Raw genomic sequence first — 20783 nt, 5'->3', positions numbered from 1 at the left:
CTTATATTTAAATTTGTATCATTAATTAAATCGTAATATCAATAAGCAATTGTCATGTCTTTACCTGATGTCCGAATAGATAAATTGAAAGAATCTGAATATGAAGAGGTCGCTGCTATTTTAGTAGATGCTTTTGAATCGAATCTTGCTTATGCTTCAATCTTCGTAAATAAGGATAAATTGCGAGACGGTTTGTTTTGGTTATTTAAGACCAATCTATACCTGATAAACAGAAGACAAGCTGTGACAAAAGTTGTTAGAATGAAAAATTCAATGGAAATAATAGGAGTATTTAGCTTATTACCTCCCAATGGAGTAAAATCTGAATTTCGTGATTATTTCAAGATCGGATTACCCCGATTTATTATGAATTTTGGATTCTCTGCTTTACGCACAATGCTTAAGATGGATTCTCTAAATAAACAGCTTCTGACAAATGCTATCGGAACCAATGAATATTATTATTTGTCGATGGTTGCTGTAAAAGGCAACTATCAGGGCTCCGGTATTGGTTCTTATATGATTGACGATTGCTTACAGAAATTGAGATCTATAAATCGAATATGCCATATTGTTGGTTTAACAACCCAACTTCCGGAAAACGTCACTTTTTATACCCGATTAGGATTCCAGAAATTGGATGAAGGTGAGATTCAACTGAAGAAGGGCTGTTATTACAACTATAATATGAAATTGGATCTATAATTTACTTCGAACGTTTCTTCTTGTGACCTTCTTTGCGTGTTGGAAACTCAAAAACCGTTTTGTAGTCCGCATCAAATTTTACGATGGCATCAAAGGTACTTCCGGTCTTAGAACTTACGAACCCTTTTATCAGTGCAGTCTTGCCATTTATCAAAAGATCATCGAGTTGTCCGTCCGTCAGTTCTTTCTTAGCAATGGTTTTAAATACGGCCAGTCCGCAATTTTCATCCTTACATTTTACCACTTTGGGATAAAATACCACCTGTCCGTTTTTACACTTAGGACAAGAACAAGTATTGTAATTATCCGTGCGTTCGATGACTGTAGAAAGCAGTTCCGTAGTTATCTGCGAGGCATAGATTTCTATTCCTTTGTGGAAGGTAACCGCATCCATATCTCCCGAAGCTATTTTGTTTAAGGCTTCCTCCCATTGTCCTGTCATAGCTACATCGGCTATCTTCTTGTCCTTGACCGCCAGATAGACCACCAGTCCTTTATTGGTCGGAACAAGAGATTTTTTCTCTCTGACGATATACTCACGGGAAAACAACGTTTCGATAATGGATGCACGGGTGGCAGGTGTTCCGATACCGCATTCTTTCATTGCCTCACGCTGTTGTTCGTCCTCCACCTCTTTGCCTGCTGACTCCATATAACTAAGCAAACTTGCCTCCGTATGCAATGGGCGGGGCTTCGTCTGCTTTTCTTGAATCTCGCAATCACGAACAAAAAGATTATCTCCCTCCAGAAGAACAGGTAAAGTGATGGAATCCTCTTCATCGTTTGGCTCGTCTTTAGTATCAAATACCGCCCTCCAGCCGGGGACGAGTGTAACGCTTCCTTTGCAGGAAAAGTGTACGCCATCGGTATCAAGTGATACGGTGGTGTTCTCTTTGATGCAACGTTCGCCAAAGGCTTCAAGCATACGTCCGGCAACCATATCGTAGATAAGCTGTTCGTCTTTGGGTAAATTGCCTGCCGGTTCTTCTGTGATAATCAGTGCATGGTGGTCGGTCACTTTAGCATCATTGACCGAACGGGTATTGAGTTTGGTATCAAATCGTCCATCAATATAGGACCTAAAAAGTGAGTGCGAACGAAGTGTAGCGATCAGGTGTGGTATTTCCTCCAGCACATCTTCGGAAATATAACGGCTCCCTGTTCGTGGATAGGAGATTTTTTTGGCTTCATACAGACTTTGAGCTATAGTCAGCGTCTTGTCCGCCGAGAAACCGTACTTGCTATTGGCTTCCTTTTGAAGTGAAGTAAGGTCATACAGCAAGGGTGGTTCTTGTTTGACTTCCTTTCGTTCTACTGCTGTAACGAGTATCTTTCCTGTGGCTTTTACCTTTGCTGTAATCTCTTCAGCCTGACTTTTGGTATCAAATTTATCTACTGAATGAGTCCAGAACGATGTTGCTTCTTTTTCTGCCTGCAATTTCAAGCGAAAATAGGTCTGTGATTTAAACTCTTTATTTTCCAGATACCGACTACAAATAATCGCCAATGTCGGGGTTTGTACCCTGCCAAGTGACCAAACACCATACCCTGCCGAGATTGAAAGAGCCTGACTGCTATTGATGCCTACGAGCCAGTCAGCGGTGCTGCGAGCTTTGGCGGAAGCGTACAGATTGTCATATTCAGCTCCGGGACGAAGGGTTTTAAAGCCGTCTTTAATGGCTCTGTCGGTAAGCGAGCTGATCCAAAGCCTTTCAAACGGAAGGGTGCATCCTATATATTCATATATATAGCGGAATATGAGTTCCCCTTCTCGTCCGGCATCAGTCGCCACAATTATAGATTCTCCACGATGGAATAACTCGCGGATAACCTTTAGTTGCTTCATCACTCCAGGATCATTCTTATACTCCTTCCCCTCTTTGACCTGTCGAGGCAAGAGTTTAAATTCTTTTGGGAGTATCGGTAGGTTCTCTTTTTGAAAGCCTGTGATACCGTAATGCTCCGGCATAGCGAGTCCGATCAGATGCCCGAAAGCCCACGTAACGGCATATCCATTACCTTCTATATAGGATTCTTTTTTATTGTTTGCTCCGACTATGGCTGCTATACTTTTAGCCACAGAGGGTTTTTCCGCTATTATTATTTTCATTGTAACATTGATTTTTTAGTGGTTGGGGTCGCAGACCCTTTTATTATTTTATATTTCTACATTTTTCGTCCTTTGCTTTTCTTCGGGGCAGCAGGAGATTGTTTTTGTTCCTGTTGCTGCTCCTTTTTCTCAACTTGCTTGGCGGTGGGCTGTGTCTGACCTTGCTTTAGCGGTTCTTTGGAATATTTAGTTGCCTCGTTGGTCTTGCCCTCATTATTGACAGCCACCTGAGTTTTACTCTCGGCAGCAGGAGTCACTTTCTGAGAATCCTTAGCAGCTTGCTTCGCTTCAATGGCTCGAACTTGATCGGGATGTTTCGAAGTATGGCGAACTTTATCTCTGCTCTCGTCAACCCATACCCATGCATTGTACTTCTGTCCTTTCTGATCGGTAGCTTCTACTTTTTGTGCTCCCGAAGCATCAGCTTGTTGTTGTTGTTTCGGACGGGATTGCATGCCCTCAACAAAGATTGGTTCTTTGTTACACAGCTTGGTAAACTCTTCTTTACTAAGCTGTATGCCACCTTGCTTAGAATAAATCCATACCTCATCAACTTTACGGGCTTTGGGTAATGGCTTTTCCTGTGCTTGTCCTTCACTCTGTTTGGCTTGTCGCTGTTCCTTGTGCTGTTGCCTTTGTTCGTCACTGAACTTAAAATCAAAATTCTTATTGACGGCATTGAACTGTACGAAGCGGTCTATCTTCTGTGGTTCTTCTCCCGGTTTTACCTTCTTATCCATGCCCTCAACCCATACGGCTTTACCTTCTCTCAATCCTTGTTGTTGTTCGGGAGAAAGAGGGGCATTTTTCAAGGTTTCGGGGATATTGATTTCGGAGATGGGGACAGCTTCGAGTCTATTCGTCATTTTGTCGAGAGATACAAGCGAAGGAATTTTCTCTCCTCCGGCTATGGGTTCTAATTCATAGACTCGTGCACCATGCCCTGTCTTTTGGAGTTGCTCTTTGTCCTGCTCGGAAAAGCTTATTCCCATGAATGGTTTGTCAAAATCGGGCTGTTCCTGTTTGGGATGGGTTACCAGCTTGATGCTACCATCCTCCTGTGGTTCCAATGATAAGCGAGCCTGCATCGGGAACTCATTACCGTCAATAGTCGGTTTGATATCGACCAATCCGGGTGACTTATGCCCATAAACCATTGCTTTGAGGGCATCTTGCAACTTCTCACCCGAAAGCCCCAGCTTCTCTGTATCTTTCCAATTGAGTTTATTGAGATCTAAGGGTTGAAACTGACCTGTTAGCTCAATATGTATCTTTACCTTACCATCAAACTTAAGGCGATACGGATCGAGAGCTTTATCGGTATGATCGATACGGATAAGTTTGTCAAGAAAAGCAGCTATTTTATCTACGGCTGACATCCCGACAGCATAAACCCCTGTATGTGACGGGTGATTGAACTGTGCCGACATCTTTTTGAAGAAATTTTCCAGAAAGTTGCTGTTGGTATCAACCTTTAAAAACTGGTCGGCATTCGCTTTGGTGGGTTCAACGGTTTTTAATTTACCGTCCTGCTCTCCTGTGATGACTTTTAATTTGCCATCTTCGCCTTGGGTCAGTAAGACTTTAGGCTCTTCGGATTTCACTTTGTTTTGATCCATAATAAATGATGTTTTTATTCTGCATTAACATTAATGCAAAGCGAAAATACATCTTACTAATAGACTGATTGCAAGGTTTTAAAAAGGTGGTAGCTTGTGTCTGGGGTTGTCTATGCGCAATTGGTGAATATGGTGTTTTTACCTCCTATTCTTATTGTTTAAACTGAAAAATGTAAATAGACAAAACTATAGAGTCTTGCTTTCATATCTGTATCAGTAAAATACTCTATCTTTGTGATAATCCTATAAGTAACAAATAATGAAAATCGAAAAAATAAAAGAACTGATCCAATCCTGCAACATCAATTTCTTAATTGGTTCTGGCTTGTCACGTCCATATCTGAATACTTTAGGTGATATTGAAAACTGGCTAACAGAATTAAATAAAGAGGATAATAGTCCTCAAAAAGAGATTATACGAGCTTCAATATATGCGAAATATTTTACTGATGTAATTAAGCCGAATCTTCAGTCTGAGATTGACGATGATATCGTTGGTTATTCTGACGATGTGTTAGGGGTTTATCGGCAATTTTTAATTCTCTGGAATGATATTATTGTACGCAGAGCAAGCAGGCTGCACAATAAACAGATCAATATATTCAGTACTAACATCGACTTATTTGTTGAGCGTGCCGCAGAAAAAACAGGAATAGAGTTCAATGATGGTTTTAAAGGTCGAATAAATCCGGTCTTTGATGAAGGTAATTTTCAAAAATCATATACAAAAACAAGTACTCATTATCAAAACATATCGGAAATTCCTGTTTTCAACTTGCTAAAACTACATGGATCAATAGATTGGAAATCAATCGGAACAGATATAAAACAATTATCTCATGATAGTTTGTTAGAAAATGTGCAAGTGACAAATAAAGCCTTACAATCTATTAAGAAAGATGTACTTATAAAAATAGATAAAAAAGAGACACTTGCAGAAATAGTTGCTAAAGCAAACTCGCTATCTAAAATAGATAAAAAAGCAATAAAACCATTTACTGACAGTTACGACAAGTTAGTTGTTATAAATCCGACCAAACAGAAATTTAAAGACACAGTTCTCGACCTGCATTTTTATGAACTGATGCGAATATATTCTAATGTATTAGAAAAAGAAAATTCGCTATTGTTTGTTATGGGATTTTCGTTTGCTGACGAACATATCTCTAAAATCACAATGCGAGTAGCTGACTCTAATCCAACATTATTGATTATTATATTCTCTTTTTCAGATGATGAAAAGAGTCAGTTTGAAGAATATCTTAAATTGAACAATGGGAAATCAAAAAACAATAACATTCTGATTGTTACTCCTTCAAATTTTATCGAAACTAATGCTGAAGGAGATAAAGACAAGTTAGCTAAGCTAAAAAAGAATGTGGTAAATTTTGATTTTAAGACCTTAAATGCAGAAGTGTTCGAACAAATCAGCAGGATGATCCCCATTAACAATAACAATGGACAATAGAGTTGATAATATATTACAGGAAAATTCTATTTTTAGGATTGGGACTGTCTTTTCTGTGGAAGGAAGAGAAGTTAAAGTTAAGGTTGATAAAGTAAAGAATGCTTCTCACTTGCTATATAAGGGAAGTCTAATTAAGAATGTATCTGTTGGGGGGTATGTAAAAATAGAAAAAGGCTTTATTTCAATCATTGCTAAAATTGAAGGGGAATCTATTAAAGAAGAAAAGCTGCCGTTTATACAAGAGTATGGAAAAGAAGAAAATAAAATAAACAGAATCCTCAATGCTAAACTGCTTGGATATATTGAAAATGCAAAGTTTGAGCGGGGTATAAAAGAACTGCCACTCATAGATAATGAGTGTTTTCTGCTAAATAGTGAAGAGTTTAAACAAATTCACCAATTTGTTAAACAGGATGACAAACCTATTCAAATAGGCACTCTTGCTTTAGAGAGGGGGCAGGAAATATATGTTGGTGTTAATAGCCTATTCTCCAGTCATATCGGGATATTTGGAAATACGGGAAGTGGTAAGTCTTATACATTGGCTAAAATATATAGGCAACTATTTAGGGCATTTGAAGATCAGGATAAGTTTAAGAGAAATGCGCGATTTCTGCTTTTTGATTTTAATGGTGAATATAATGGTGACAATGTAATTATAAGCAATAAAAAAGTCTATAACTTATCAACGAAGGATAGTACAGGAAAAGACAAACTTCCTTTTTTTGAAAATGACTTATTAGATAAGAACTTGTTTTCCATACTGGCAAGTGCATCAGAAAAAACACAACAACCATTCATTGGGCGAACCCTCGAATTTTATAAAAAAGTTATGGGTGTAAATGATTCTTTAGGCTACTTTCATAATATTCTGAGAAAGCGAATAGAGGAAATTTTATGTATGTCAGACAAGGTACAGTCTAAATTACTATTGGATTACATAGAACAGATTTTACCTAAATACATTAATAAAGATGGTGAGGAGGGTAGATTAATTGACGATTTTGCGTGGAGACCAGATAAATTCTGTTATTACTTGGGAGATTTTAATAATTACCAATGTTTTATTGAAAATAGAAACTTTGTAAAAGAAACCAAACTTTATAAACAGGTTGAACAGTATGAATTTGAATCTGATTTCATTTCAAGAATCATACACTTTCTATATCTTCAACTCATTCATGACGTGCTAACCAATAGGGCTAATAACGAGCATATTGCCCCTGCTATAAACAAATTAAAGAGTTTCCAAAAAGATATTGCTAAAGTTATAGAAATCAAGGATAGTGCTATTGACTTTTGGGATAATGATTATTTGGCTGTTATAAATCTCAATGAAGCAAATATCAATATAAAGAAATTGATACCGCTCCTTATTTCTCACAAATTATACTCAGAACACAAAAATCATAAGACTGACAATGAATTAGAAAAGTCATTGAATATCATTATTGATGAGGCACATAATATTTTATCCTATGAATCTCTTCGGGAAAGCGAATCATGGAAAGATTATAGATTGGAAACATTTGAAGAAATAATTAAAGAAGGACGAAAATTTGGAGTTTTTCTCACTATTGCAAGCCAAAGACCGTCTGATATATCCACTACTATTATTTCTCAACTTCATAATTATTTTATTCACAGGCTCGTAAATAATAAAGATTTAGATATGGTCGAAAAGGCTATCTCATACCTAGATCAAGTGTCAACGGAGGCCTTACCTATATTGGGAACGGGAATGTGTATTTTGTCTGGTCAATTGGTTCAAATGCCTGTAATAATATCAATCGACACCATTGAAAGCCAACATAAACCCAATAATGAAACAATCAATTTATTGAAAAACTGGGAAGATTAATTCATTATACATTAGTAGATTATGGCAATACTGAGAAATTGTTTTACACAACCGACGTTAGAAGGCATTTCTAAAATTCTTGGAGATACAAGTTCAGGTTTGACTGGTAGTGAAATACAACACCTATTGGCACAAAGTAAAATAGCCGATGCATCGCCCACTTCAACTAAATGGAAAAGGATATACGATGCTTTTGCTATTTATCAAAATGAGAATCGATGTTCAAATCACATATTGAACTTTATCGGACTCGCATTAGCTCCTGCAAAATATGTCAATAACCCAGAAGTCTTTGCTGAAAAAAGAAATCAAATCAACCAACAATTAAGCTTTATTGGATATCAACTGAATGAAAATGGAAAGTTTAGCGAGATAAAACAGGCATCTACAATTTCAGAAGCTCAAAGAAAAGCAGACGATTTGAAAACAAAATTAGAGCAAAGGAAGGCGCATCGAGAAATTTTCAATTATTGTAAGGAAGAATTATTAGCTGAAAACTATTTTCATTCTGTATTGGAAGCTGCAAAAAGTGTGTTTGATAGAATAAGAGAAATATCCGAAGTTCGAGAAGATGGTGGGAAATTGGTTGATTCTGTGTTTGGAGGCGATTCTCCAATTCTCATAATCAATAATTTCGTGTCAGAAAGTGAAAAATCAGAACATAAAGGTTTTTCTAATTTGTTGAAAGGGTTGTATGGAATGTTTAGAAACCCAACAGCTCATGAAGTTAAAATAAAATGGGAAATAAATGAAGAAGATGCATTAGATATAATGTCCTTAATTTCTTATTGTCACAAAAGGATTGATAATATACATAAAATACGATAAAATATAATGAATCGAATAATACTTATTGGTAATGGTTTTGATCTTGCACACGGGATGAAAACAGGATATGGGAACTTCGTAGAGTGGTTATGGGAGGACTTACTTACCGATAACTTTGAAAGACCAAGTTATAAAGATCAGATTGTTGTCGATAAACGAAAAATGATTCGATTTAGAGCTTTTCTTTATGATGCAAAATTAAGAGAAAAGGGTTATCCTAGAATTTATGATGATAAAAAATTCCCAATTTCAAAGCTCCTCCATTTTGTTTTTGCTCTTGATAATAATAATGATCTAGATGTCGGTTATCATGATACCCCATTCGTTTTTTCTGAATATTTCGAAAAAGGAACAAACGACTTATTGATAAGTATAACACGAAATTATGTAGATAAAGGATGGTCAGATGTTGAGCAAGCTTATTATGATAAACTGCTTGAATTTAATAATGATGAAGAGTCTATAATTAATCTAAACCGAGAATTTCAGCAAATAGAACAAGCTCTTATTGAATATCTATTAACCTTGCCCAAACCATCTAAAGTAGAAGGGATGAGTGATATTATACTAGCCCCAATACTCGGTCGTGATATAAAAGAGCTTTACAAGAAAGACTTCAAAGATGATTTGACCTCTAAAATTATCAATTTCATGAATACACCGGAAAGAAAAATTTGGTTAGAGGAACGATCATCACTAGCCCAAAAATTTAGATTAGGTGGTACATATGAAGGATTTAAAGACTTTAAAGATTGGTTTATAGATTATCTCTCTAAAATGACAAGTAAAGAGGTGAATACTGATGTAAGTGATTTGATATCTGAACTATTATCCCCAGATAAAACCACTTTTCTGACATTTAACTATACAGATACAGAGGAGCTATATAGATTTGAACACCAGAGCCCAATCTCAGTCTCATTTAATTCATCCTCAACAATTCATATACACGGAAAACTAAATGATCCATCTAATCCTATAATATTCGGGTATGGGGATGAATATGATGACGAATATAAAAAACTAGAAAAGTCAAAAATCCCTCATGTATTAGATAATATAAAATCAATGAAATATCTGGAAACAAATAATTATCGAAAGTTAGAATCATTGATAAATGCTGCACCTTATCAAGTTTATATTATGGGGCATTCATGTGCTTTGTCAGACAACACTTTGTTGCGAACTCTATTTGAACATGAAAATTGTGTGTCGATAAAACCTTATTATTATCAGAATGAAAAAGGATGGGATAATTATGGAGATATAATTCAAGCTTTATCCCGATGTTTTACGGATAAAAGTAAGTTGAGAAGTGTTGTTGTGAATAAAACATTTTGTGAACTATTGCCTCAAAATAAAAGATCGTTTAGTTAACAAAAAAACAAACACCCAATTTTATATATTGAATGTTTGTTTTTTACTATTTAATTATTATCACATTTTGTACACCGAACGGCTCTTATCGTTTACTCCTCCTTCGGCAACAAATGTCGCAGATTCTCATCATAGCGAATTCTCTCCAATTCCTCAACTACAATCTGTTTCGCCTCAGCTTTGATGCGGTCATAATTTTCTTTAATCATTTCCTTCATACGGTCTACTCCGTTCTCATCTACAAAGTTAGTGATGACAGGTATTTTCTTGTACGCTTTAGTTTCGGTAGCTACACGTTCATTATCTACCACAATTTCGCAGTGAAAAATCTTTTGCTCTATCCGCTCGTCGAAATTATCTGCTATCGCCCCAACAAACATACCCTGTGTCAGATTGGATATTTTGGATGCTGGTATCAAACTATCCATTTGTGTAGAAATGGAAGTCGATTTATCGTTGCGGTTGATGGTCATAGATTGGCGTTTCTGCAATACTTTACCAAAACGGTCAGACAAGGTCTTCGCCGTATCTCCGACTACCTGCCCCGAAAATATATTACCTACTGTGTTCATCACTACGGCGGCCTCTTTGTCTCCATAGTCTCGCTTTAACTGAGAAAAGTCCTGAAACCCCAACAATACGGCAACCTTGTTGCTTCTGGCAGTAGCTATCAAGTTATCTAATCCTTTGAAATAAATAGTCGGAAGCTCGTCAATAATAACAGATGATTTAAGTTGTCCCTTCTTATTTATCAGTTTCACAATACGACTGTTATACAATCCAAGTGCTGCTCCGTAAATATTTTGTCGATCAGGATTGTTACCTACTGCCAATATTTTAGGATCATCCGGATTGTTGATGTCTAATGTAAACTCATCACCCGACATCACCCAATATAATTGTGGACTAATCATACGGGAAAGTGGTATTTTAGCGCTTGCAATTTGCCCTTGAAGCTGGTCGGCAGCTCCAGATTTCCATGCGTCCATAAAGGGAGAAAGGTAGTTTTCGAGGTCTGGGTACGAAGTCAGAATCGGGAAAATATCTTCATAACTCTTGTTTAAAAACTCTATGGCATGAGGAAAAGTACAATATTTACCATCCTTGTAGATTCGCAAATACCATATAATAGCGGCGAACAGAATGATCGGAGATTCAACAAAAAAGTCTCCTTGTTTCTGTACCCACGTTCGGTTTAAATTTAACATAATTGTGTATGCACTTTCGTAGGCATCCGAAATATCATCCATGAAAGAGGGATTAATTGGATTGCAACGGTGGCTACGACTTGGATCATCAAAGTTTATCACATAAAAGGTCGGTACTTTCTTATAACCTTCTCTATTGTTTAACAGATGGTTATAAGCAATAGTCGAAAGGTCTGGAAACTTGAAATCGTAAATATAGCCTGTATAACCTTTCTCAATTTGTTGTTTGATAAATTGATTTACAACGGCATAAGACTTACCCGAACCAGGAGTACCCAATACGATAGCTGCCCGAAAAGGATTTACTACATTAATCCATCCTTTCCATTGCTTCTTTTTGTACCAGAACTTGGTAGGCAGGTTTATCGAATAATCGTTTACCATCAACTTGGTTTCCTGCATAAACGATTCATTTTCGTTATTAAACGGATCGTCCATTAGGTTGTTTTTGAGTAAGCGGCTCATCCATGTACCCGCCATCAATAGTAATATATATCCCACAGCAATGGTGAAAATATAAAAACCTGCATTGGCTATTTTAGGAAGAGGCAGATACAGAAGCCACCAATTCAGAAAGAAAAATACAAATCCTAAAACAAGACATACATAGATGTGATTCCATGTAATCTTTTCCTCCTTTACTCCCTTTATACCTAAACAGGACAAAGCAAGAAAGACTACAGAAAATATTTTCGTCCACAAGATTGAGTTGAATAATCCTGCGGTACGATTAAAATTCATTAGTATTTTATCTACCACCCCAATATTGATTCCCCACTCGTGGATTGCCTGATAACAGAACCAATAAATATTCATCAGCACGAACAAAATACTGATCGCCCTCATAAACTCCATGACTTTGGCAAGCCCTCTCAAATCATCTTCGTTTTGCATCGTTATTGAATTTTAGATTGTTTATAATTCATTAAAGAATGCGAATGTAAGTAGAGGTTTAGAATATTATACTCGATTTTAGTGAGGTGGTAGCTTGTGTCTGGGGTTGTCCTATATATAGCGTTATGTATTGAAAATAAGAAAAATATCGAAGCTATTTATTAACTTTGTCTCAATAATATAACTTGGTATGGAATTAACAAGAGAACAATTAAAAAAGATACAATCAACTATAAATTTCCTTATTGTCAATTATGAGGAATTTGCCGATTATGGGGATGAGCTTATACTGACAGATGAAGATATTGAAGGATTTGTAAAAGAAGGTGGTTATGAATTGCCAAGTTTTCCTTTTCCCGGAGAACAAGAAGATATTGATATTTCTATCGAAGAGTTTTTAGAAATAGCAGACGAAATACCGACAATAAAAACAGAAGATCATTCAATTATAAAGACAAAACACTTACGATATTATATTGTAGAGGCTATTGACTCAAATTATGACCACATAATTAGCACAACTTTAGGAGCCTTTAGTACAAAAAAAGACAATATTAATATTGATTTGGTTTCGGATAATTTCATTATTGGGCTTGCTGCTACTGCATTAGGAGAATATGATAAAAATTATTATGGAACTTTCTCCCCTTATCTTGCAGTTGAACTTAAATATAATACAAATGAAGTATTAAACAAAGAAGAGGAATTTAATCTTGTAAAATCATATATATTTGAAGTTGCAGATAGTACAGGGATAGCTGTAACCTTCTCTGAAATAAAAAATCCACTTTATGATTATGAAGATTTACAAGATGAAGAAGGAGAATATAATTTCAGTAAATTAAGAGATATTGAACCATATAATGAAGGAATGAAGTTATTTATTTCTGCATTACAAATTCAAGAAGCGGAATTGCGCTTTTTAAATTTTTATAAAATCCTTGAACATTTTGCTCCTGTCGCAGTCAATATAGAAGCACATGAGCTAATGCGAAAAAAGATGGATGCTCCTAAAAAACAGTTTGAGAATGGAGATTTTATTCGCTCTATATTTGACCTTGCAAAATCTATGCGAGCAAAATTTAATGATGAAGACCTTATTAAATCAACATTTATTAACTGCTTTGACTTTATTGGTCTTTTTGATAGATTACCTGAAAAAATTAAATCAAAAGTAAAAAAACAAATTAATTTACAAATTATTGATTATTCAATAAATAAGCAAAGTCTAACAACAGCGGCAAATATGGTTGGCAAAATTATATATGCAACAAGAAATAAAGTTGTTCATGCCAAATCAAATTATGAAATAACAGATAATGAATGCGATAGTGCTGATCTTGAAATATTGAACGAATTTATGAAAGAAGCCTGTTCTCAATCTATACGATGGTATAATAGACAGCCTCAACACTTAAAATTATCAGTTATTCAATAAATAATTAAATATAAAAAACAAAAAAAGAGGTAGCATATCTTTACTAACCGATGAATAACAATGTTTTATTGAGATTGCCAATAAGTAAATAAACTTACATCTGTCTTCCATATCTTCGTTTCTTCTTCCTCTTACGTTTTAGGCTCGATTGTTTATAGTCTGTTCCTTCGATTTCGGGAGTAAAGACAGAAAATAAACTCCCCACCGGATCGTTCGTTTCGGAGTGTGTTGATTGCGATTGCTGATTGGCAGTTGGTTGCTTATTATCGGAATGTTTCAGTGCTGGTGCTTGCAGATTCTCGCGAGGTGAATTATCTGCAAAGCGTTCATTGAGAACATTTGCCGAAAACTCCTTACCCAAACGAGAACCGTTAAGAACTTCCCTCTGATTATGGTCGATAAATGTAGCCCCATAGATGCGTCCTTCATCGCTCAGTCGTAGCACAAGGTCGATACCTTTCTCCCGCAAAGCTGCTCGGAGCTCGCTCTCTGTGCGGGTGCTTGCAAAGGACGCAGAAACAATAGCACGGGTTTGTTTGGCTATGCCGTTTGCCTTGATTGTTTCTTTTGACTTATCAAATCGTTTTTCCAGTCTATCCAAACCGTGTTCCTTACCAAACAAAGAGGATTTTAAAGGTGTACCGACACGATTGCCATCACTGTCCAATGCCGAATAGACCAATCCCCGATATGCTTTACCCTTGTTTTCTCCTTTTATTTCCTCTACTCCTATATTATATAAGGAAAGTAAAGCACGATATTCGCCTAAAGTCTGAAAAGAATACATTTCAGAAAGCGGTTTTATGACGTTAGCCACCTGTTTTTTTAAGTTCCCCTGGCTAACGTCTATTGGAGCAAGTTGCCATGTCTCACCCTGACTTTTCTCTTTCCGGTGCAGACCGTACTTTTGTTCTAAAGAGTCGGTGATTTTCCTGCTGCGTTCGTAATTTTTGCTGTCGCTGATTATCGAGCTATCGGTGCGTACACGGGTCGAAACGATGTGTATATGTTCTCTTCCAATGTCCTCATGTTTGAAAATCATGTAGGGTTGTTCGCCATACCCGAACTGCTCCATATACTCACGACCAATGTCGGCAAGTTGCTGATCGGTCAGTTTATCGTCCGGATGTGGATTGAGTGAGATATGGATAACAGGCTTTGATGTGCGAACATGCGAGGGGATAAATCGCTCGAAATCTTCCATACAAGAGGCAACATTGAACACTCCATCATTAGGTTCAATGACCAGATTGGTCGCCAAAACTTTTCCTAAACCCTCATTTACTTTCTCTTGATTGTAGGAAAGTGCACCATACAAACTGCTTCCGTGACTAAATTTCGCAACCATTCTTAGAGATGTTTAGCCTTAAATTGTTCGCATAGTTGCATCACTTCCCGTCCAATTCCTGACAGTTCAATAGTTGCATTTTCCAATTTATAAAGCAATGCCAATGCTTTTTTCTCTCCAAAATTGGAATGTAATTCCTTTACAACCTGATTGTAATTGACTCCAATACTACGTATTTGTCCGTGTAAAGCAGTGAGCTTTGCAATAAATTCTACTGCTGAAGCATCCGTTTTCACTACACGAAACTCATCACTAAAGATGCGGGCAGCGATAAATCCGGATAAGGATTGTACGCCTGACTGTTCATACAAGGCTAAAAAATCGACGTGTTGCTGATCTGTCAGGTTCACAGTCAGTCGATGCTTTGCCGGATCGTTCTTCGGGGGTCTGCCCCCTTTTCCCCGTTTATCGGGATTCCTTTTTTCTTCGTTCATAACATGATTTTTTTAGTGCGGTCGCAGACCGTTTTATTATTTAATTTCTGCACACGATGGATTGTTGTGCGGATTCTATTTTCCCGACTTCGGAGAGGAAAATACCCCTCTGTAAGAGCAAGGGTTGTGTGCTGCAAAATTCATTTTGCGATGCACTCAACATACCTTGCTATTTGCCCAAATGCAAATACTTTTTGCCCATAAAGGGCATCATCTTAGCCCGAAAAATTTCGGGATATAAGCCTGATCTCTGTCAGGCATTTTTTGAATGTCGGAACAAACTTAAAACCGATATGAATCCTCTTTCACGTTTCATGCAGCAAAGTTATATTCTAAAATAATCACCTGAAAATCAACAGGCATAGACAACCTTGGACACAAGCTGCCACCTCTCAAAAACATAGTGTAAGTATGAAAAATATAGATTTTATTTGCCGGACAATTGATTGTATGGCGAGATATAAAGACCTACAATCTGTCGTACCAAAGGAGGAATCTATGTACGATTATACAGAGGTAAAAACGTACAATGAGAGGTTGGTCGAATAGTCCATTTTCAGATACATAGGTTGTGTGTATGGTTTGGAAAATCAAACCAACCAATTTACGAACCAATCAACCTAAGAACGTAAGTCTGTTGCAATGTACCGCTATAGAAATAGCACAACATAGGGCTGGCTGTATGTACCGCTATACAATAGTTGGTTGCAGAAAACAAACGTACCACCGTACAACGATTGAGACTTAAAAATATATGTATCCCCTTGGGTACGGCTATACGATAAAACGATTGTACCATTAAAAAAATAAATTGAAATGAAAAAGAAACCTATTTATGTGGCATTCTCAACCCAAAAGGGTGGAGCCGGAAAAACAACTCTTACTGTATTGATAGCTTCCTATCTACATTATGTAAAAGGGAAAAATGTAGCGATAATTGACTGTGATTACCCGCAGCATTCTATCGCAGATATGCGGGAGCGGGATTTTAAGATGTGCGAAAATGACGAATATTACAAGGGAATGCTGTACGAACAGTTTACCCGTTTAGAAAACAAAAAAGCCTATCCCATCATCGAGAGCAATACCAAAGAAGCTATTGCTGATGCTGAACACCTGATTCCGCAAGGTGATTTTGATTTTATATTTTTTGATCTGCCGGGAACGCTCAACAATGTAGATTTAATCCATACGCTTGCACGGATGGAGTATATCATAGCTCCCATTGCGGCTGACCGTGTGGTGATGGAGAGTACACTTGATTACATGGTCACTGTACGTGATGATATTATGGGCAGTGGAAAATCCGATATTAAAGAAATTTATATGCTTTGGAATCTGGTGGATGGACGGGAAAAATCCGAACTCTACGAAGTATATGAGGCGGTGATTAATGAGCTGGAGTTTACAACCCTTAATACATTTATCCCCAATAGCCTGCGATTTCGACGTGAACAATCTGTCAGCCATAAAGCCCTATTTCGATCCACACTGTTTCCTGTCGATAAGTCTCTTGTAAAAGGTAGTAATATAGACACTCTTTCTGATGAATTGCTCGAAATTCTAAAGTAATGCACTATGGAAGAAAAGAAAACCGATACGAAGTTGAATGCTCAGGACATCATCGCACGTACAGGCAGACGAGAACGCAAGTTACAGGCTTATTCTCCCGAACCTGCTTCGATAGAAGGAGCAACTAATCAAGAGGAGCAAGTTGAAGAACAAGTACAACTACCTGTAACCGAATCCATAAAAGAACTGCCACGCGAGGAACCACGTAAGCGAAAATCAAAAGCACAGATAGAGGCGGATTATCAAAGCCTTTTTATACATGAGTCGGCAATAGCTGCACGAAGCGGAAAAACGGTTTATATCTGTAAAGAGCATCACGAGAGAATCATTAAGATACTCCACGTCATCGCCAAGAATGATGTTTCCTTATTCAGTTACATCTACAATGTTTTGGAACATCATTTCACTATTTATCAGGAAGATATAACCGAGCTGTATGATAATAATATTGAGAAAGTATTTTAATCCAAAAATAAAAAACATGAAAAAGAGAAAGAAAATTAATAAAAGAACAACTCCTTGTGAGACATCAAATGTAGTTCGTCCAACAACGGTTCAACAATATGAAGGTTGTTTTTTTAGAGAAGTCCAAAATAAAACCAGAGATAGAAAACCAGTTTATATCCGAAAGGAGTTTCACGAACGTATTATACGTATTGTACAGGTTATCGGAGAGAACGATTATAGTTTGTACGATTACCTAAACAATGTATTGGAACATCATTTTGATACCTATCAAAGCGAGATTACCGAATTGTATCGCAAAAAGAACACGGATATATTTTAGCCATGAAACAATATATTATTTCAGCCATCGTGCTGTACGCACTGTTTGTCGGCTTTTACCTACTTCGGGATCGGATGCAAAAACGAAAAAAGAATGCTGCTAAAAAATCGGTATTTAACCCATTTCATGCAGCACCAAAAGAAGATATTATCGGCAAAAGTAAATTTGACCTGAGACAATCGCGGACAGAAGCTACCACTCTGATTAATAACGAAAAAGAGAAAGGAAATGCTTCTATATTTGTCGAGAAAGAAGAAAAAAAGACCTCGGTGGCAATCCCTTTGGATAAACTAGATCAAGTTTTTTCGACAGACAATAGAACGGAAGACAATTCAGATGAAATCAATTTAGAGATTGAGAACACTCCCCCCGAATTAGAGCAGGACTATGACGACGACAGTGATTTAGACGAAGAGGAAACAGAAGAAGATGCCGAAGGGAGAGCCGGGATTTCAATGGCGTTGGGACTTGACTTCAATAACTTGGCAAGTATGGTGCGAACGGTAGAGGCTCCCGACAATGCAACATCCGAAGAAAAAGAAGAAGCTGGACGGGTATTAGTCGAGATACGCAAGACCGATATGTTTGAACAGGTTGTATCGGGTGAACCTAAAAAGAAAGTAGTTATATCCTCACTTATGGATGACTATTTTGCTGCCTTCCATCGCAAACAACAAGAAGCCGGAGAATTGGAGGAACCGGTAGTCAGAGCACCTAAAGAGTTTGATGTACGCGGATTTGCGTAAAGTAGCTAACAATTAAAACAAAAGAGTATGAAGCAAAAAGACTATGGTTAGCGTGAATGTGCGTCAGCCAAACAAAAGGGTCTGCGACCCCCACTAAAAAATCAAAGTTAAACAACAATTATTCATTCAGTACAGGGGACTATTCCCCCCCTGTACTATTATCAAAAATCGTATGACAAAGAAAAAATTTCTTCTGTCAGTAGCCTTTATCATGGTTGCTGTATCATCTGTATTCGCACAAGGCAACGGTATCGGAGGTATTACCGAAGCCACCAATATGGTCACTTCGTATTTCGATCCGGGAACAAAACTCATCTATGCCATCGGAGCCGTTGTAGGACTCATCGGAGGAATCAAAGTCTATAATAAATTCTCTTCCGGTGATCCCGATACGAGCAAAACAGCCGCTTCGTGGTTTGGTGCGTGTATCTTTCTGATTGTCGCTGCTACGATTCTACGCTCTTTCTTCCTGTAAGGGTCTCAGCCCCCTTTATTATTCATTAAATACGAATAAGAAAAATGGAGTATAATATAAACAAGGGCATTGGCAAGAGCGTAGAATTTAAGGGTTTGAAGGCACAATACCTTTTCATCTTTGCAGGAGGTCTACTGGCTGTATTCATCGTATTTGTAGTGATGTACATGGCAGGAGTAGATCAGTGGATATGCATCGGTTTCGGTGTTATCGCTGCTTCTGCACTGGTATGGCTGACTTTCAACCTGAATGCGAAATATGGAGAACACGGGCTTATGAAGTTGCTCGCCAAACGGCAACATCCCCGTTTTCTGATTAATCGTAAAAATTCCCGTCGCTTGTTCCAATGTCCTAAAAAGAAGGAGGTACGGAATGCGTAATACACTCAAAGCAGCTACCATCGAAAGTAAGTTTCCCTTACTTTCGGTTGAGCACGACTGCATCATCAGCAAAGATGCGGATATAACGGTAGCCTACCGTGTCGATCTGCCGGAGCTGTTCACTGTTACGGGTAGTGAATACGAAGCCATACACTCGGCTTGGACGAAAGCCATTAAGGTGTTGCCCGAATACTCGGTTATCCATAAGCAGGATTGGTTTGTCAAAGAAAACTACAAACCTGCTACCGATAAAGAGAACATGAGTTTTCTATCCCGCTCATTTGAACGTCACTTCAACGAACGTCCTTTTTTGAATCATACTTGCTTTTTGTTTTTGACCAAAACGACAAAGGATCGGATGCGGATGCAAAGCAACTTTTCATCGCTCTGCCGAGGGTATATCATCCCTAAAGAAGTCAATAAAGAGATGGCGGTACGCTTCTTGGAGGCAGTCGGACAGTTTGAGCGGATTTTAAACGATTCGGGATTTATTACACTGACACGCATTACTTCAGACGAAATAACGGGAACGGAAAAAGAAGCCGGGCTTATTGAGAAATACTTTGCCCTGTCATTGGAAGATACCACTTGTCTGGAGGATCTGGAGTTAGGATCGGATGGGCTACGCATAGGAGATAAAACGGTATGCCTGCATACCATTTCCGATGTGGAAGATTTGCCCGGAACAATCGGAACAGATATGCGATACGAAAAGCTATCTACGGATCGGAGTGATTGCCGTTTGTCCTTTGCATCGCCTGTGGGTTTGTTACTCTCTTGTGACCATGTATATAATCAATACATATTTCTGGATGATTCGGCAGAGAACCTGCGGCAGTTTGAAAAATCTGCCCGTAATATGCAATCGCTATCGAAGTACAGTCGTGGCAACCAAATCAATCGCGAGTGGATCGACAAGTACCTGAACGAAGCCCATAGTTTTGGGCTAACTTCTGTCAGGGCACACTTCAATGTGATGGCATGGTCTGACGATGCGGAAGAACTCAAAAATATCCGTAACGATGTCGGCTCACAGTTGGCTCTCATGGAGTGCAAGCCCCGCCATAACACGGTGGATGTCGCTACACTCTATTGGGCTGCGATGCCGGGCAATGCGGGTGATTTTCCGAGTGAAGAAAGTTTCTACACGTTTATAGAACCTGCCTTGTGCTTCTTCACAGAGGAAACAAACTACAAAAGTTCTCCCTCGCCTTTTGGTATCAAGATGGCAGACCGGGTAAGTGGAAAACCTATCCATGTGGATATTTCCGACCTGCCCATGAAGCAAGGAATTATCACGAACCGCAACAAGTTTATCTTGGGACCTTCGGGTAGTGGTAAGTCCTTTTTTACCAATCATATGTGTCGCCAATATTGGGAACAAGGTACTCATATCGTGCTTGTGGATACGGGGAACTCGTATCAGGGGCTTTGTAATTTCATCAACCGTCGTACCAATGGAGAGGATGGGGTTTACTTCACCTATACCGAAAAAAATCCCATTTCATTTAACCCATTTTATACCGATGGTGC

The 20783-nt window shown here is 37.9% G+C and carries 20 protein-coding genes; 15 read left to right on the top strand and 5 right to left on the bottom strand.

Annotated elements, in window-relative coordinates; all coding sequences use genetic code 11:
- The first annotated feature begins 54 nt into the window (after window positions 1-54).
- Window positions 55-705, top strand: coding sequence for a GNAT family N-acetyltransferase (locus BGC7_RS11800; RefSeq protein ID WP_050701807.1), 651 nt, complete (start codon window positions 55-57; stop codon window positions 703-705).
- Between the two features lies 1 nt (window position 706).
- On the opposite strand, the gene BGC7_RS11795 is transcribed toward BGC7_RS11800, so the two are convergent.
- Entirely contained in the window at window positions 707-2815 is a 2109-nt protein-coding gene (locus BGC7_RS11795) for a type IA DNA topoisomerase (protein WP_050701806.1), read from the bottom strand.
- Window positions 2816-2871: 56 nt separating this feature from the next.
- The gene (locus BGC7_RS11790; RefSeq protein ID WP_050701805.1) at window positions 2872-4434 is read right to left on the bottom strand and encodes a DUF3945 domain-containing protein; all 1563 of its coding nucleotides are present in this window, start codon (window positions 4432-4434) and stop codon (window positions 2872-2874) included.
- A gap of 259 nt (window positions 4435-4693) precedes the next feature.
- Here BGC7_RS11790 and BGC7_RS11785 point away from each other — a divergent pair, with 259 nt between their 5' ends.
- The 4 genes from BGC7_RS11785 to BGC7_RS17670 are packed head-to-tail and all read left to right on the top strand — an operon-like array spanning window position 4694 to window position 9968.
- A complete protein-coding gene (locus BGC7_RS11785) occupies window positions 4694-5902 on the top strand; it encodes an SIR2 family protein (RefSeq protein ID WP_050701804.1) in 1209 nt (402 codons plus the stop codon).
- Window positions 5892-7763 (top strand): ATP-binding protein, encoded by a 1872-nt coding sequence (locus BGC7_RS11780; protein ID WP_050701803.1) that lies wholly within the window; start codon window positions 5892-5894, stop codon window positions 7761-7763. The genes BGC7_RS11785 and BGC7_RS11780 overlap by 11 nt, the downstream gene beginning before the upstream one ends.
- A 21-nt stretch (window positions 7764-7784) precedes the next feature.
- The gene (locus BGC7_RS11775) at window positions 7785-8591 is read left to right on the top strand and encodes a TIGR02391 family protein (protein WP_050701802.1); all 807 of its coding nucleotides are present in this window, start codon (window positions 7785-7787) and stop codon (window positions 8589-8591) included.
- A 6-nt stretch (window positions 8592-8597) separates the two neighbouring features.
- The gene (locus BGC7_RS17670; RefSeq protein ID WP_082206689.1) at window positions 8598-9968 is read left to right on the top strand and encodes an AbiH family protein; all 1371 of its coding nucleotides are present in this window, start codon (window positions 8598-8600) and stop codon (window positions 9966-9968) included.
- Between the two features lie 92 nt (window positions 9969-10060).
- On the opposite strand, the gene mobC is transcribed toward BGC7_RS17670, so the two are convergent.
- Entirely contained in the window at window positions 10061-12070 is a 2010-nt protein-coding gene (gene mobC / locus BGC7_RS11765; RefSeq protein ID WP_050701801.1) for a conjugal transfer protein MobC, read from the bottom strand.
- A 190-nt stretch (window positions 12071-12260) separates the two neighbouring features.
- On the opposite strand from mobC, the gene BGC7_RS11760 reads away from it, so the two are divergent.
- The gene (locus BGC7_RS11760) at window positions 12261-13508 is read left to right on the top strand and encodes a hypothetical protein (protein ID WP_050701800.1); all 1248 of its coding nucleotides are present in this window, start codon (window positions 12261-12263) and stop codon (window positions 13506-13508) included.
- A 94-nt stretch (window positions 13509-13602) separates the two neighbouring features.
- Here the strand turns inward: BGC7_RS11760 and mobB are convergent, their stop codons facing one another.
- The gene (gene mobB / locus BGC7_RS11755; RefSeq protein WP_050701799.1) at window positions 13603-14856 is read right to left on the bottom strand and encodes a conjugal transfer protein MobB; all 1254 of its coding nucleotides are present in this window, start codon (window positions 14854-14856) and stop codon (window positions 13603-13605) included.
- A 2-nt stretch (window positions 14857-14858) separates the two neighbouring features.
- Window positions 14859-15290 carry a conjugal transfer protein MobA gene (gene mobA, locus BGC7_RS11750; RefSeq protein WP_050701798.1) on the bottom strand — a complete coding sequence of 144 codons (432 nt, stop codon included), beginning with the start codon at window positions 15288-15290 and terminating at the stop codon, window positions 14859-14861.
- A gap of 411 nt (window positions 15291-15701) precedes the next feature.
- On the opposite strand from mobA, the gene BGC7_RS17895 reads away from it, so the two are divergent.
- From BGC7_RS17895 to BGC7_RS11715, 9 genes are all read left to right on the top strand, one after another.
- Window positions 15702-15839 carry a hypothetical protein gene (locus BGC7_RS17895; RefSeq protein WP_157258708.1) on the top strand — a complete coding sequence of 46 codons (138 nt, stop codon included), beginning with the start codon at window positions 15702-15704 and terminating at the stop codon, window positions 15837-15839.
- A 28-nt stretch (window positions 15840-15867) separates the two neighbouring features.
- A complete protein-coding gene (locus BGC7_RS17890) occupies window positions 15868-16038 on the top strand; it encodes a hypothetical protein (protein WP_157258707.1) in 171 nt (56 codons plus the stop codon).
- Window positions 16039-16106: 68 nt separating this feature from the next.
- Window positions 16107-16862: a ParA family protein gene (locus tag BGC7_RS11745; RefSeq protein ID WP_050701797.1), complete on the top strand. Its 756-nt coding sequence runs from the start codon at window positions 16107-16109 to the stop codon at window positions 16860-16862.
- A gap of 6 nt (window positions 16863-16868) precedes the next feature.
- Window positions 16869-17327, top strand: coding sequence for a DUF3408 domain-containing protein (locus BGC7_RS11740; protein WP_050701796.1), 459 nt, complete (start codon window positions 16869-16871; stop codon window positions 17325-17327).
- The gene (locus BGC7_RS11735) at window positions 17299-17649 is read left to right on the top strand and encodes a DUF3408 domain-containing protein (RefSeq protein WP_369799091.1); all 351 of its coding nucleotides are present in this window, start codon (window positions 17299-17301) and stop codon (window positions 17647-17649) included. Before BGC7_RS11740 ends, BGC7_RS11735 begins: the two co-directional genes overlap by 29 nt.
- A gap of 2 nt (window positions 17650-17651) precedes the next feature.
- Window positions 17652-18395: a hypothetical protein gene (locus BGC7_RS11730; RefSeq protein WP_050701795.1), complete on the top strand. Its 744-nt coding sequence runs from the start codon at window positions 17652-17654 to the stop codon at window positions 18393-18395.
- 172 nt (window positions 18396-18567) lie between these two features.
- On the top strand, window positions 18568-18870 hold the full coding sequence (locus BGC7_RS11725) for a DUF4134 domain-containing protein (protein ID WP_082206686.1): 303 nt from the start codon (window positions 18568-18570) through the stop codon (window positions 18868-18870).
- Between the two features lie 44 nt (window positions 18871-18914).
- The gene (locus BGC7_RS11720) at window positions 18915-19250 is read left to right on the top strand and encodes a DUF4133 domain-containing protein (RefSeq protein ID WP_082206684.1); all 336 of its coding nucleotides are present in this window, start codon (window positions 18915-18917) and stop codon (window positions 19248-19250) included.
- On the top strand, window positions 19243-20783 hold a 1541-nt coding region (locus tag BGC7_RS11715), incomplete at its 3' end, for a TraG family conjugative transposon ATPase (RefSeq protein WP_157258706.1). The genes BGC7_RS11720 and BGC7_RS11715, both read left to right, overlap by 8 nt.

The organism is Dysgonomonas sp. BGC7, assembly GCF_001261735.1.
In the GTDB taxonomy this organism is placed as follows: domain Bacteria; phylum Bacteroidota; class Bacteroidia; order Bacteroidales; family Dysgonomonadaceae; genus Dysgonomonas.
This window is presented reverse-complemented; position numbering and strand designations above follow the sequence as displayed.

Bases quoted from the DNA above. Each gene is read 5' to 3' on its own strand.
- BGC7_RS11800 (WP_050701807.1), top strand. From the start codon at position 55: ATGTCTTTACCTGATGTCCGAATAGATAAATTGAAAGAATCTGAATAT.
- BGC7_RS11795 (WP_050701806.1), bottom strand. From the start codon at position 2,815: ATGAAAATAATAATAGCGGAAAAACCCTCTGTGGCTAAAAGTATAGCA.
- BGC7_RS11790 (WP_050701805.1), bottom strand. From the start codon at position 4,434: ATGGATCAAAACAAAGTGAAATCCGAAGAGCCTAAAGTCTTACTGACC.
- BGC7_RS11785 (WP_050701804.1), top strand. From the start codon at position 4,694: ATGAAAATCGAAAAAATAAAAGAACTGATCCAATCCTGCAACATCAAT.
- BGC7_RS11780 (WP_050701803.1), top strand. From the start codon at position 5,892: ATGGACAATAGAGTTGATAATATATTACAGGAAAATTCTATTTTTAGG.
- BGC7_RS11775 (WP_050701802.1), top strand. From the start codon at position 7,785: ATGGCAATACTGAGAAATTGTTTTACACAACCGACGTTAGAAGGCATT.
- BGC7_RS17670 (WP_082206689.1), top strand. From the start codon at position 8,598: ATGAATCGAATAATACTTATTGGTAATGGTTTTGATCTTGCACACGGG.
- mobC (WP_050701801.1), bottom strand. From the start codon at position 12,070: ATGCAAAACGAAGATGATTTGAGAGGGCTTGCCAAAGTCATGGAGTTT.
- BGC7_RS11760 (WP_050701800.1), top strand. From the start codon at position 12,261: ATGGAATTAACAAGAGAACAATTAAAAAAGATACAATCAACTATAAAT.
- mobB (WP_050701799.1), bottom strand. From the start codon at position 14,856: ATGGTTGCGAAATTTAGTCACGGAAGCAGTTTGTATGGTGCACTTTCC.
- mobA (WP_050701798.1), bottom strand. From the start codon at position 15,290: ATGAACGAAGAAAAAAGGAATCCCGATAAACGGGGAAAAGGGGGCAGA.
- BGC7_RS17895 (WP_157258708.1), top strand. From the start codon at position 15,702: ATGAAAAATATAGATTTTATTTGCCGGACAATTGATTGTATGGCGAGA.
- BGC7_RS17890 (WP_157258707.1), top strand. From the start codon at position 15,868: ATGGTTTGGAAAATCAAACCAACCAATTTACGAACCAATCAACCTAAG.
- BGC7_RS11745 (WP_050701797.1), top strand. From the start codon at position 16,107: ATGAAAAAGAAACCTATTTATGTGGCATTCTCAACCCAAAAGGGTGGA.
- BGC7_RS11740 (WP_050701796.1), top strand. From the start codon at position 16,869: ATGGAAGAAAAGAAAACCGATACGAAGTTGAATGCTCAGGACATCATC.
- BGC7_RS11735 (WP_369799091.1), top strand. From the start codon at position 17,299: ATGATAATAATATTGAGAAAGTATTTTAATCCAAAAATAAAAAACATG.
- BGC7_RS11730 (WP_050701795.1), top strand. From the start codon at position 17,652: ATGAAACAATATATTATTTCAGCCATCGTGCTGTACGCACTGTTTGTC.
- BGC7_RS11725 (WP_082206686.1), top strand. From the start codon at position 18,568: ATGACAAAGAAAAAATTTCTTCTGTCAGTAGCCTTTATCATGGTTGCT.
- BGC7_RS11720 (WP_082206684.1), top strand. From the start codon at position 18,915: ATGGAGTATAATATAAACAAGGGCATTGGCAAGAGCGTAGAATTTAAG.